The sequence below is a fragment of the Candidatus Avedoeria danica genome, from assembly GCA_016703025.1.
GTDB classification, from domain to species: Bacteria; Chloroflexota; Anaerolineae; order Epilineales; family Epilineaceae; genus Avedoeria; species Avedoeria danica.
Genome location: JADJCV010000004.1, coordinates 1,309,385 through 1,321,994 on the forward strand (window position 1 = coordinate 1,309,385; position 12,610 = coordinate 1,321,994).

The 12,610-nt window shown below is 71.2% G+C and carries 11 protein-coding genes and 1 pseudogene; 10 read left to right on the plus strand and 2 right to left on the minus strand.

Going from position 1 to position 12,610, the window contains the following annotated elements; genetic code table 11:
* Positions 1-260: 260 nt before the first annotated feature.
* Positions 261-746, minus strand: a pseudogene (locus tag IPG72_08745) (patatin-like phospholipase family protein).
* A gap of 68 nt (positions 747-814) precedes the next feature.
* On the opposite strand from IPG72_08745, the gene recG reads away from it, so the two are divergent.
* From recG to IPG72_08795, 10 genes are all read left to right on the plus strand, one after another.
* A complete protein-coding gene (gene recG, locus IPG72_08750; GenBank protein MBK6769083.1) occupies positions 815-3,256 on the plus strand; it encodes an ATP-dependent DNA helicase RecG in 2,442 nt (813 codons plus the stop codon).
* Positions 3,257-3,324: 68 nt separating this feature from the next.
* Positions 3,325-3,903, plus strand: a complete 579-nt coding sequence (gene coaD / locus IPG72_08755; protein ID MBK6769084.1) for a pantetheine-phosphate adenylyltransferase — start codon at positions 3,325-3,327, stop codon at positions 3,901-3,903.
* A gap of 99 nt (positions 3,904-4,002) precedes the next feature.
* Entirely contained in the window at positions 4,003-4,482 is a 480-nt protein-coding gene (locus IPG72_08760) for a hypothetical protein (protein ID MBK6769085.1), read from the plus strand.
* Between the two features lie 121 nt (positions 4,483-4,603).
* Entirely contained in the window at positions 4,604-5,158 is a 555-nt protein-coding gene (locus IPG72_08765) for a DUF177 domain-containing protein (protein MBK6769086.1), read from the plus strand.
* 12 nt (positions 5,159-5,170) lie between these two features.
* The gene (gene rpmF, locus IPG72_08770) at positions 5,171-5,359 is read left to right on the plus strand and encodes a 50S ribosomal protein L32 (protein ID MBK6769087.1); all 189 of its coding nucleotides are present in this window, start codon (positions 5,171-5,173) and stop codon (positions 5,357-5,359) included.
* 37 nt (positions 5,360-5,396) lie between these two features.
* Positions 5,397-6,308 (plus strand): ACP S-malonyltransferase, encoded by a 912-nt coding sequence (fabD, locus tag IPG72_08775; GenBank protein ID MBK6769088.1) that lies wholly within the window; start codon positions 5,397-5,399, stop codon positions 6,306-6,308.
* A gap of 37 nt (positions 6,309-6,345) precedes the next feature.
* Positions 6,346-7,092 carry a 3-oxoacyl-[acyl-carrier-protein] reductase gene (fabG, locus tag IPG72_08780; GenBank protein MBK6769089.1) on the plus strand — a complete coding sequence of 249 codons (747 nt, stop codon included), beginning with the start codon at positions 6,346-6,348 and terminating at the stop codon, positions 7,090-7,092.
* Positions 7,093-7,162: 70 nt separating this feature from the next.
* On the plus strand, positions 7,163-7,816 hold the full coding sequence (locus tag IPG72_08785; GenBank protein MBK6769090.1) for a transcription antitermination protein NusB: 654 nt from the start codon (positions 7,163-7,165) through the stop codon (positions 7,814-7,816).
* A gap of 29 nt (positions 7,817-7,845) precedes the next feature.
* Positions 7,846-8,577, plus strand: a complete 732-nt coding sequence (locus IPG72_08790; GenBank protein MBK6769091.1) for a YggS family pyridoxal phosphate-dependent enzyme — start codon at positions 7,846-7,848, stop codon at positions 8,575-8,577.
* Between the two features lie 6 nt (positions 8,578-8,583).
* Entirely contained in the window at positions 8,584-8,874 is a 291-nt protein-coding gene (locus IPG72_08795) for a YggT family protein (GenBank protein MBK6769092.1), read from the plus strand.
* Positions 8,875-8,994: 120 nt separating this feature from the next.
* On the opposite strand, the gene IPG72_08800 is transcribed toward IPG72_08795, so the two are convergent.
* Positions 8,995-12,609, minus strand: coding sequence for a S8 family serine peptidase (locus tag IPG72_08800; protein MBK6769093.1), 3,615 nt, complete (start codon positions 12,607-12,609; stop codon positions 8,995-8,997).
* Position 12,610 lies beyond the last annotated feature (1 nt).

The following is a 12,610-nucleotide window of genomic DNA, read 5'->3' on the forward strand; positions in this document are numbered from 1 at the left end:
CCGAAGAGATCGAGATGCGCCACGTTCGGGCGGATGATGATCTCGGGCTGATCGAGCGTCAGTCGGCTTTCCAGCAGGGCGCGATGGCTGATGTCGGCCGCCCGGACGAAGACCTCGAACGCGCGCACGAAGCGGAGTCGCCGGAACAGGCGCGCCGCGGGCAGGCCGTCGAGGCGGGCAGCCGCGGGGTGCCGCGCGGTGCCGGCCGGGCGGGGCGTCAGCACGACGGCCACGACGGGCAGGCCCGGCGCGAGCCGGCGCGCGGCGCGCACCGGCACCGGATCGATCGCGCCGCCGTCGATCAGCCGCTTGCCGTGCAGCGTCTCGGGCGGAAAGAGCCCCGGGATGGCGATCGCGGCCCGCAGCGCCGGCGCGACGGCGCCCGCGTGCAGGACGTGCCGCGCGCCGGAATCGAGGTCGACCGTGGTCAGCGCCAGCGGCACGTCCAGCTCCGCGAACGTCCGCAAGCCGACGAGCGTGTGAATCACGTGGTGCGCGGCGCGCGCATCCAGCAGGGCCTCGCCGCGCCGGGCGCGCCGGAAGCGGGCGGACAGCTGCGTCGCCGCCAATTCCTCGATCAGGCGCGGCACGCCGTGGCCGGCCGCGAACCCGGCGCCGACCAGCCCGCCGGCGCTCGTGGCCGCCACCGCCCGCACGCGCAGGCCGGCGCGCTCGAACGCCTGCAGCGCGCCGAGCTGCGCGAAACACTTCACCCCACCACCCCCGAGGGCCAACACGACGTCCACAGCATCCTCCCGGTGCCGGCGCTATCATACCGGACCGCCCCGCCCCGAATCGCCCCGAACCACCGGCCATGCACCCCGCCGCGCTCCAGTTGACCCGCATCCTCGCCCTCGAGGCGGCCCAGGGCTGCCGCGATCACGCCGTGATCGGCGGGCTCGAGGCGTACGTCGAACATTGGCGATCGGCGGCCGCGCCCGCGCTGCCGACGGAAACGCTGGCGACCGTCGTCGCAACGCTCGGCGGCTACGCCCATCTCACACCTTCCGACCGCGCTGCACGGATCGAGCGCGTCCAGGCTGTCTTCGGAGACGCGCCACCGGCCGTACCGCCGCCGACGCCGGCGACGCAGCATTCACCGGCAGCGACGGTCCGCCGCCCATCCTTCGCGCCGCACCCCGATGACGACCCGCGCCTGGACGAGCCCGTCACGGCTCTCGCCGGGGTCGGCCCCAAGCTGGCCCGCGACCTGGCGCGGCTCGAGCTGCGGACGGTGCGCGACGTGCTGTTCCACGCGCCGCTGCGCCACCAGGACTTCAGCGTGCGCGTGCCCATCGCCCGCGTCCGGCCGGGCGACGACGTGACGGTCGCCGGCCGGGTCGTCGAGGTGCGGCGCGCGCCCGGGAAGGCGGTCCGCGACATCCTGACGGTGGTGATCGCCGACGACAGCGGCCGGATCGGGCTGACGTTCTTCAACCAGCCTTACCTGGCCAAGACGCTGGCCGTCGGCCGGGCGATCGTGGCCAGCGGGCAGGCCGCGGCCATCGGCGGCCGGGTCGGGCTCACGAGCCCGGAGTGGGAGCCGCTGGCCGGCGCCGGCACACACACCGGGCGGCTCGTGCCCATCTACCCACTCGTCGCCGGCCTCGGCCAGCGCACACTGCGCCGCGTGATCGCCGACGCCGCCGACACGTTCGCGCCGGGCGTCGGCGATGCGCTGCCGGAAGAGGTGCGCGCCGCGGAGGGCCTGATGGGCCGGGCGGAGGCCGTCTGGAACCTTCACCGGGCGGCCGACCGAGGCGCGTACGAACGCGCCCGCGCCCGCTTGGCCTTCGACGAGCTCCTGACGCTGCAGCTGTGGGCGCGTCGGCGCCGGTTGGAACGCTCGAAGCTGCCCGGTGTCGACCTTTCGGGCGGTCGGGACTTGCTGCAGCGCTTCGTGGCGGCGCTGTCGTTCACGTTGACCGAGGCGCAGGCGCGCTGTGTGGCCGAGATCACGGGCGACCTCTGCCGCCCGACGCCGATGAACCGCCTCCTGCAAGGCGACGTCGGCAGCGGCAAGACCGCAGTCGCGGGCGCCGCAGTGGCCCTTTGCGCCGGCGCCGGCCTCCAGGCGGCGGTGATGGCGCCGACCGAGATTCTGGCCGATCAGCACCACCGCGGCCTCGGGCGCCTGCTCGAGGCGATCGGGTTCGCCCCGTTCGACCCGACCTCCGGCGAAACACCGTCGGGCGCCGCGCCGAAGCGCTACGCGCGGCTCGTCGGCGGCATGAAGCCGGCGGAGAAGGCGGCCGTTGCCGCCGGGCTGGCCGACGGGTCGATCGACGTCGTGTTCGGCACGCACGCGCTGATCCAGGCAACCGTGCAGTTCGCGCGGCTCGGCTTGTCCGTGATCGACGAGCAGCACCGGTTCGGGGTGCTCCAGCGGTCGACGCTGGCCGCGGCACCCGGTGGGCCCGCGCCGCACGTGCTGATCATGACCGCCACCCCGATCCCGCGCACGCTGGCCCACGTCCTGAACGCCGACCTGGAACAGAGCGTGATCGATACCCTGCCGCCGGGCCGGCAGCCGATACGGACGCTCTGGCTCAAGCCGGACGAGCGGGCCAGGGCGTACGGCTTCCTCCGCCAGCGCGTCGAGCTCGGCGAGCAGGCGTTCGTCGTCTGCCCGCTCGTCGAGGAGAGCGAGACGATCGACTCCCCGGCGGCGACGACGCTGTTCGAACGGCTGCAGGGCGGCGTGTTCCATGATGTGGCGCTCGGGCTCCTGCACGGGCGGATGCGGCCGGCCGAGAAGGACGCCGTCATGCGCGCGTTCCACGCCGGCGAGATCCGCATCCTGGTGGCCACCACCGTCATCGAGGTCGGCATCGACGTGCCGAACGCGACGGTCATGCTGATCGACGGCGCCGACCGGTTCGGGCTGGCGCAGCTGCACCAGCTGCGCGGGCGCGTCGGCCGCGGCCAAGCCGAGAGCTTCTGCCTGCTGCTGGCCGCCGACCCGTCGCGCGGTGCGGCGGAGCGGCTGCAGGCCGTCGCCGCCACATCGGACGGCCTTGCCTTGGCGGAGCGCGACCTGCAGCTCCGCGGCCCGGGGGACTACTTTGGGACGCAGCAGGCCGGCATCGTCGACCGGTTCCGTTTCGCCCGCCTCGTCGGCGACCCGGCGCCGCTGGCGCAGGCGGCCCGTGTGTCCGAAGCGATCATCGCCCGCGACCCGGCGCTCGGCGAACGTGCGCACGCCGCGCTGTCGAAGGCGGTGGCGGCGTTCACTGCGGGGGCCGACCGTGCATAATGCGGTTCCAATGCCCTTGTGGGCGTGGGCGCCTTTCGCTGGAAACACGTGTGCCGACGGAGGTCCCGATGAGCCCGACAACCGGTGAGCACAGCCCAGATGACCGGCGCACCGACTACAGCGCCGCGGTCTTCCCGGCGACGTTCGATCCCGTCACCCGCGGCCACGTCGCGATCGCCGAGCGGGCGGCGCGGGTGTTCCCGCGGCTCGTGCTCGGCGTGTACGCCCATCCGGACGGCAGCGCCAAGTCGCCGCTGTTCACGACCGCCGAGCGGGTCGCGCTCGTGCGGGAGGCGGTGGGGCACATCCCCGGCGCCGAGGTGACGTCCTTCGCCGGGCTGTCCATCGAGTTCGCGCGCGGCCAGGGGGCCGGCGTGATCGTCCGCGGGCTGCGCGTGGCGGACGACTTCGAGTTCGAGCGCAAGATGGCGATGATGAACCGGCACCTGGCGCCGTCCATCGAGACGATGCTTCTGATCAGCGATCCGGCTCATGCCTATGTGAGCGCCTCGATCGTGCGCGAGGTGGCGCGGATGGGCGGCGACGTCAGCAGCCTCGTCCCGCCGGGCGTCCAGGCGGCGCTGATGGCCAAGCGAAACGCGGGCCTGCTTGCCGTCGAGGCGGGGGACGGGTATGCTGCCCGGTGATGCCGTGCGCCGGCCCGCTCGACGGGTCGTGACGCGCCGGCCCAGCGGTGAAGGAGGTGCACGATCGACATCGACTACCTGATCGACCGGCTCGAGGAATTGCTCGACCGCTCGGCGCGCATCCCTTACACCTCACGGGTGATCATCGATGAGGGCGAGTACCTGCGACTCGTCGATCAGATGCGGATCAGCGTGCCGCAAGAGATCAAGAACGCCCGCCAGATCGAGGCCGAGCGCGAGGCTCGGCTCGGCGCGGCGCAGGGACAGGTCGAGGCGATGATCCAGGCGGCCGGTGAGAAGGCGGACACGCTGACGGCCGAGCATGCCGTCCGGCTCAAGGCGCAGGCGCAGGCCGAGGAGATCATCGCTTCGGCCATCGAGGAAGCGAGCGCGATCCGATCCGATGCCGACGCTTATGCGCTCGAAGTGCTGCAACGCATCGCCACACAGCTCGAAGGCTTCGGACGCACCGTGCAAAACGGGATCCGCCATCTGCAGGTCGGCGGCCGTGTCGAGCCCGGTCCCGATGGCCTGCGTCCGCCCGAGCCGGTCGTCGTCCCTTCCGAGGCGAGCGGCTGAACGGAGTCGGGGCCACGCACCGCACCGGCGCCGGCGCCGGCGCGCGATATCTTGACTGCCCTCCTGCCCCGGGTTAGACTCCGGCGGTTGTGAATCCAGGGTCACCTGGAAAGGTCTTGACATGCGGTACATCGTGGCCGATCTGCTCATGCGGCCGACGGGCGCGTCCCGATTCGTCGATTTGGCCGAGCCGTTCGAACTGTCCGACGCCTCCGCGACGCTCGTTGCGCCGGTTTCGGGCCGGCTTCGATTCGTGCGCGACCACGCCGGCGTCCTCGTTCAGGGACACCTGTCGACCAAGGTGGAGATGGAGTGCGCCCGTTGCCTCGCGCCGACAACGGTGGCCGTCGACTTCGAGCTCGTTGAGCACTTTCGGCCGACGATCCAGCTGCCGGAGGGGCCGCCGATCCTCACGGATCCGGACGAGGAGGACGAGCCGGCCACGGAGATCGATGCACATCACGTGTTGGACCTGTCCGCGGTGATCGAACAGAACATGCTGCTGAACATCCCGCTCCATCCACTGTGTCGCGCCGACTGTCTTGGCCTTTGCCCGACATGCGGACACGATCAGAACGAGGGGCGCTGTAGCTGCGAGGCACCCACCGACCCACGATGGGACGCCTTGCGTGCTATGCTCGCATCACCGAACGGTGCGGGTGAAACGAACCGTTGAAGGAGTCAGACGATGGGCGCCGCTCCAAAGAGCCGTATCGGACCGCGCCGCCGGCGCTTGCGCCGAACGCACTACAAGCTCTTCAAGCTCAACCTCGTCCCGTGCGAGACATGCGACGCGTTGATGATGCCGCACGTGGTCTGCCAGACCTGCGGCAGCTTCCGCGGCGTGCGGTACATCGGCGCGGTCGAAGAGGCATAAGGCCGATCCGCGGGCCCGTTCGCGCGCCGGATCGGCGATGAGCACCGCCTGGCTGTTTCCCGGGCAGGGATCCCACTACGTCGGCATGGGCCAGGCATGGGCGGCCCGGTCGCCGTTGGCGCGCGCTGCGCTGGACGAGGCGTCGGACGTGCTCGGCGCGGATCTGCTCAGCCTCATGGCCGAGGGTCCGATCGATCAGCTCGAAGAGACATCGCGACAGCAGCCCGCCCTGCTCGTCGCGTCCGTCGCAGCGCTGCGTGCCGTGGCCGACGACCTCGCGCCGCCGGCGTTCGTGGCCGGCCACAGCGTGGGCGAGTACGCAGCGCTCGTGGCAGCCGGTGCGCTGCGCTTTGCGGACGCGCTGTCGTTGGTGGGCGCACGGTCGGCGCTCATGCGCGATGCGGGGACGACCCACCCGGGCGGGATGGCGGCCATCCTCGGACTCGAGGACGCGATCGTCGAAGCTGCCTGCGCGGCGATCGAAGGCGTGATGGTCGGCAACTACAATGCGCCGGGTCAGGTCGTCATCTCCGGCACGGTCGATGGTGTCGAAGCGGCTTGTGCGGCACTGACCCAGGCCGGCGCCAAGCGGATCGTCCCGATCCGGATCACCGTCGCAGCGCACTCGCATCTGATGGCCGAAGCCGCATCCGCGTTCGGCGCCCTGGTCGATGCCGTGCCCGTCGCCGATGCCGACGTTCCGGTGATGGCGAACGTCTCGTCGCGCCCGATCACTGCGAGCGCCGAGGTGCGTGCGGAGATGCGGGACCAGTTGACGCACGCCGTGCGATGGACCGCGGGCATCGAGGCGATGCTGGTCGCCGGCGTCACGACCTTCTATGAGATCGGCCCCGGCACCGTGCTCGGCGGGCTTGTGAAACGAACGGCGCGCGGCTTTCCCGACGCCGCCATAACCGTGCACGCGCTCGGCGAGCCGCCGACCGCGTAGTCGGCCGTGCGGTGCACGGCCAACAGGAGTCCTCCGCATGACTGCTCTCTCGGGGCGCGTCGCGCTCGTCACCGGCAGCTCGCGCGGCATCGGCCGCGCCGTGGCCCAGCGCTTGGCGCGCGACGGCGCGGCGGTGGCCGTCCACTACCGCACCCGCGTCGACGAAGCCGCCGCGGTCGTCGAGCACATTGCCGCGGCCGGCGGCACGGCGCGCGCCTTCGGCGGCGACGTGGCGGACCGGGCAGCCGCCGCCGGGCTCGTCGAGGCCGTCAGCGAGGCGTTCGGGCGATTGGACATCCTGGTCTTGAACGCCGGCATCACGCGCGACGGTTTGCTCATGCGGATGAAGGACGATGACTGGGACGCCGTGATCGCCACGAACCTGACGAGCGCGTTCGCCCTTGCCCGCGCTGCAATCAAGCCGATGATGCGCCAGCGCTCGGGTCGGATCATCGGCATGACTTCGATCTCGGGCCTCGACGGCAACGCCGGGCAGACGAACTACGCGGCCGCCAAGGCCGGCCTCGTCGGCTTCATCAAGAGCTTGGCCAAGGAGGTCGGCAGCCGCGGGATCACCGCCAACGCCGTGGCGCCCGGGTTCATCCCAACCGACCTGACGGCCGATCTGCCCGAGTCGGCGCTGACACAAGCCGTCGCCCACACGTCGCTCGGCCGGCTCGGCACCGTGGACGACGTTGCCGGCGCGGTCGCGTTCCTGGCGTCGGACGACGCGGCGTTCATGACCGGCCAAGTGCTGCGCGTCGACGGCGGCATGTCGCTGTGAAGCCGATCGATTGCCCGATGCCCGCTGCCATGACGTGCCCCGCCCGACGGCGCGTCCCCATGCGCACGTCGTGAAGGGCCGCCGCCGCGCCCGACGGCTGGCGCTGGAGTGTCTGTACGAGCTCGATCAGAGCACACACCCACTCGACCTCGTCGTCCAGCACCGGGCGCTGGCCGTGCTCGAGGACGTGCTCGGCACGCTGGGCGACCGCGTCCCGAAGTCCCTCGTCGCCGCGCTTGCCCACCCGGCCGCGCGTGCAAGCCTGGCCGAGGCCGCCGGGGCAGCGTCGGACTTTGGTGACCCGCCGGACGGCTGGTCGGACACGTTGTCCGACGCAACCGCCAGCGCCTTGGCGTCCACGACCGGAACGAGCGTCGAAACCGTGGCCGAGGCGCATGCCAAGCTCGTCGGGTTCCGACAACAGGTCGTGTACGGTGCGCGCATCGTGTACGGCGTCGGCCGCGCGCTGGGCAGGATCGACGGGGTGATCGCCCAGATCGCGCCCGAGTGGCCGGTGCCGCAGATGGCGCCGATCGACCGCAACGTGTTGCGGATCGCACTCTGGGAGCTCGGGACGGGCTCGGCCCCGCTGCGCGTCGTCATCAACGAGGCCGTCGAGCTGGCGCGTGAGTACGTCGGCGAGAGCTCGCGGCGGATGGTGAACGGGGCGCTCGGGACCTATGCCGCCGGCGCGCACTCCCTCCAACTGGATCCGAGCCCGTGACCACGGCCGACGGCATCGGCGCCCCGCGCATCGCCGACCGCGTTGCCGACCGCGTTGCCGACCGCGTCGCCGCGGCGCGCGCCCGGATCGCCGCGGCCGCGGCGCGCGCCGGGCGCGATCCGGATTCCGTGTCGTTGCTGGCCGTGACAAAGACGGCCAGCGCCGCGCAGATCGTCGTGGCGCTGGCGGCCGGGGTGGCGGACTTCGGCGAGAACCGGGTCGCGGATGCCGAAGCGCGGATCGCCGACGTTGCTGCGCTTCGCGCCGCCGACGACGCGCCGGCGGCCCGTCCGTGCTGGCACTTCATCGGCCATCTGCAATCGAACAAGGCGCGGCGCGCCGTGGCGGTGTTCGACCGCGTCGACACGATCCACTCGGTGCCGCTCGCCGATCGACTGAGCGCACTCGCCGGCGAGGCCGGACGAACGCTGCCGGTGCTCCTCGAGGTGAACATCGCCCGCGATCCGGCACGCAGCGGCTTCGCGCCCGAGGCGGTGGCCGAGGCTGCCGGGGCGGTATTCGCATTGCCCCATCTGCGCGTCGACGGGCTGATGGGCATCGCACCGCTGACGCGCGACGAGGCCGAGCAGCGCAGGGCGTTCGCGCTGCTGCGGACGTTGCGTCAGGCGGTGTCGGAGCGTTATCCTACGCAGCCGCTGCCGACGCTGTCCATGGGCATGAGCGACGACTTCGAGGCGGCGATCGGCGAGGGCTCGACGGAGGTGCGCCTCGGGCGCGCCCTCTTTGCCGCGGAGGGATAGGCCAGCGTGGACATTTGGTGCCCCATCGCCAACGCCGTTCAGGCCGTCGGCTCGCTGATGACGCTGGCCATCCTGGTGCGCGTGCTGTACGGCTGGGTCGACCCCACACCGTTCCCGACAAACGCGTTCAAGGGTCTCCTTTGGCAGTTGACCGACCCCATCCTCGAGCCCATCCGCCGCCTGCTGCCGGCGGCCGGCCCGCTCGACCTCTCGCCGATCGTGGCGACCGTTGTCATCCAGCTCGTCGCCCGGGCCGTGGCGGTCGGAATCGGCGGCGACTTCTGCGGGCCGGTGTGACGGACAACGGGCCGGCAGCCGCACCGACATCGAAGAAGGGCCGCCCCGATTTCACGGGGCGGCCCTTCTTGTTTCATGCGCTGCGGGCAAGGCGCCGCCGCCGCGCGCGGCGCCCCGGCGTTACGGCGCCGCGGTCGGCGCCCGCGGCTCCCCGGTCGGCGACGGCGGCCCCGGCTCTACCGAGGGCTGTGAAGTGGGATGCGACGGGTCCGCGGTCGGGACTTCGGTCGGCGGGGCGTCGGACGTCGGCTCGGGGGTGGCCGTCGGCACGTCGTGCCCCTCGAGCACGTGCAGGCTGCTGACGTACGGCAGGTAGATCGCCGATGAGTCGGCCACGATCCGAACCTCACGCGTCTGCCATCCCGCGTGATCGGGCTTGTTGGCGCGGTAGACCGAGAGGAGCCCGGTGTCGATGGCGCCTTCGAGGTCCGTGCAGACGTTCTTGAGCTGGGTCTTCGCGACGGCGTTCGGCGGGAAGTTCAAGCCGGCCGTTGGCGCGAAGAGGTCGGCGGTCCCGGTGACGGCCTCCTCCATGACGAGGCAGCCGTCCGTCGCCAGATCGAACGTGTAGCCATCGCCGTCGACCAGCGTGTCCGGCGCCATGTCGTCGCCGAGGAAGCTCGAAGTCTGGGCGAAGTCCTCGAACGGGTCGCTGACGGCCGCCGCGTAGCGGAAGCTCAGCGTTCCGGCCGCCACGTCGCTGCCGGGGAACACGTCCGCCGCCGGCACCGCCAGCATCGTGACGGACTCTCCGATGTCATACGACTGCAGGAACGCGGCCGTCACCTGTGCGAAGTTCGGCTCGAGGGTCGCTTGGTCCACGTTCGCCCAAGCCACGAGGTGACGTCCTGCCGGCACGCCGGCCGCGAAGGCGCCCTCCGGGAACGGGAAGATCACGCGATCCCACGTGCCGTCCATGTCGCCATCGATATAGATCTTGTAGCCGACCGGCGCCGGCGAGCGCCGAGCGCCGTAAGTCGTCAGGCTGAACTGCACGATCGGAACATCGCGCATCCCACCCATCCCGTCGCCCACCTGGACGACACCGGTGCTCACGCCGAGCGCGCCGATGTCGATCGGCGACGGCATGCCGCTGCCTTCAACGGCCGACTCCTGCGCGTCGACGCCGCCGAGGTGGGCAACGCTGAGCGGGCCGGGCTGCTGGCACGGGTGCTGGTAGAGATGATCGACGGGCTGACCATCGGCCGGCACCTCGACGGCATCGTTCGTCGTCGACTGGACACAGCTGCGCCGGTGGGGCAGCGCGTGGAACGGCACATGGAGGACCTCGCCGTCCGCGACGGGCTCGCCTGACGCGTTCGTCTCGGTGAGGATCACGTAGCCGTCGATCTCATGCGCACGGAAGATCGGCTCCTTGGCCGCGGCCATCCCATCCAGTCCGAACAGCTCCCAAGCGCGGATCTTGGCCGGCGTCAGGTCAAAGTGAACGCTGACGGTCTGCTCGTCCCGACTGTGAAGCGTGATCAACTCATCCGGGAACGAGACCGCGAGGCCTTTGTCGGCATCCTCCTCGGGGAACGCCAGCATGCTGGAGAGCTTGTAGTGCTTCGAAGTCTCGGTGAGGTTGCGCACCGTCAGCTCGCGCTCGATCGACGCGGCCTCGCCGACCTCGCCGGTCAGGTTGAGGTCGTTGAGGCTGAACTCCGCCAGCCCGCGGTCCGAGCGGACGAGGACGCTGCCCGTCGCCGAGTCGAAAGCGTTCGCGCGCCCGGCACCCTGACGGGTCACGCCCACCTGCGGTCCGGTGTCGTTGCGGCCCAGTCGGATCACGGGCTGCGCGTAGTTCATCGCCAACGCCGCCAGGTCCGGCGCCGACAAGCCAAGCTCCTGTTCACGGTTCCGCTGCGCCAGAAGCGCCACGATGCCGGCAACGGCCGGGCCGGACATCGAGGTTCCGCTGAAGCTGATGCCGTTCGTCCCCGAGCCTGCCAGCGCGCTGAACGTGTTCTCGCCGGGCGCCGTGATGTTCGGCTTGATCCCGCCCGAAGCGCGGCTGGGCCCGCGGCTGCTCGAATTCGAGATCGTGTCCGTCAGCCACGGCAGCTGGACGAACTTCGTCGGGTCGATCGTGGCCTTGACCGGCGTGCCGTTCTGGAGGAGGTCGCGGATCTGGAGGCCCTTGTCCCGGTCGATCATCACGGCCGGGATCGTCGGGTACGGACCGGGGGGCGTCGGGCCCATCGGCACCTTGGCCGTCGGGCCGGTGAAGACGACGACACCGATCGCGCCCTTGGCCTGCGCGTTCTTGACCTTCTCGGTGAACGAGCACGTACCGCGCTCGATCAGGGCGAACTTCTCGTTTACGTCCTGGAAAGGCTCCGTGGCGATGTTGTTGCAGGCCGAGCCGAAGAACGCGAGCGGCTTGTCAGCCAGCACGGTGGTAATCGGGGGAAGCCAGCCGCTGTCGCCCACGTATCCGGTCTCGAACATCATGGCCTGCCCGCCCTCGGTCCAGTTCGCGCGGAACAACTGCTCGGTCTCGCCGTTGGCGTAGGAATTGGCGACGGACAGAATCATCTCGGTCGCTGCGGGCGAGCCGGCGATGTAGTGCACGTTGCCGTTGTTGCCGGCAGATGCCACGACGGTGACGCCGGCCTGATGCAAGGCGGCCGTCATCTCGGCGTACTCGGCCGTGCCGGGGCCGTACTCCGAGCCGAGGCTCAGGTTCACGACATCGATCACGACGGCCGGCCGGTGGCCGGGGACATCCGCATCCGGGTCGTCCAGGTTCGTGTTGTGGTTGAAGATCCACTCGAGGGCCTCGAGCGCGAGGTTCGTCGTGTTGGCGGCGCCGACCGGTGAGCCGAACACCTTGATCGCCACGAGGTTGGCGCCGGGCGCCATGCCGGGCGCCACCTTGTCCGTGCCGATGCCGGCGGCTGTTCCGGCGACGTGCGTGCCGTGATTCGCACCGCTGCCCTTGTCGAGCGGGTCGTCGTCGGGCACCGGCGAGCGCGAGCACGTCGGCGTGTCCTGCTGGCAGCCCGGGCTGTAGAACTCGCCTGCCAGGTCGACGCCCCCGATGACCTTCTCGGTCGGGAACGAGACCTTCCCCTGCCACATATCGTCGGTCGTGTTCGGGTCATTCGCGGTGAACTCGGCCGTATCGCCCGAGCCGCCGAAGTCCTTGTGCGTGTAGTCGATCCCGGTGTCGATGACCGCGACCGTCACGTCTTTGCCGTCCCAGCCGAGCTCCTGTACGACGCGCGACGCGCCCGTCCACGGTCCGACGTCCTTGTTGTCCACGGAGTGGACCGGCGCCTTGCTGACGGAGACCACGCCTGAGAGCGCCACGATCTGCTTCAGCTCGGCCGCCGTGCAGTCCACATGCAGCGCGTTCATGCCCCCCGTGAAGCGCCCGATCACACGCCCGCCGATCGCCTCGACGGCGCGCACGAGCGGGGCCTGTCGGCGGGCAAGGTCGCGCCGCGCCGCGCGCACGCGGTCCTTGGAGACCGGCCGACCGCTCTTGGCCGCCGCATCCACGACGCGCCAGACGGGATCGCCCTTCAAGTGGACGATGACGCTGAGCTGGCCGGGCGCCAGCCCGGCGCTCGACCAGGCATCCGGGCTGATCGTCACCGTCGTGCCTGCCCCGACGACGGCCTGCGGTGCGGGCGGCTGCGCGGCCGCGGCCGGGTTCGCCCCAGCGGTCACGGCACACGTGGCGATGAGCACTGCAAACACGGCCAGGGCATTGAGCGGTCGCTTCATG

Bases quoted from the DNA above. Each gene is read 5' to 3' on its own strand.
- recG (MBK6769083.1), top strand. From the start codon at position 815: ATGCACCCCGCCGCGCTCCAGTTGACCCGCATCCTCGCCCTCGAGGCG.
- coaD (MBK6769084.1), top strand. From the start codon at position 3,325: ATGAGCCCGACAACCGGTGAGCACAGCCCAGATGACCGGCGCACCGAC.
- IPG72_08765 (MBK6769086.1), top strand. From the start codon at position 4,604: ATGCGGTACATCGTGGCCGATCTGCTCATGCGGCCGACGGGCGCGTCC.
- rpmF (MBK6769087.1), top strand. From the start codon at position 5,171: ATGGGCGCCGCTCCAAAGAGCCGTATCGGACCGCGCCGCCGGCGCTTG.
- fabD (MBK6769088.1), top strand. From the start codon at position 5,397: ATGAGCACCGCCTGGCTGTTTCCCGGGCAGGGATCCCACTACGTCGGC.
- fabG (MBK6769089.1), top strand. From the start codon at position 6,346: ATGACTGCTCTCTCGGGGCGCGTCGCGCTCGTCACCGGCAGCTCGCGC.
- IPG72_08800 (MBK6769093.1), bottom strand. From the start codon at position 12,609: ATGAAGCGACCGCTCAATGCCCTGGCCGTGTTTGCAGTGCTCATCGCC.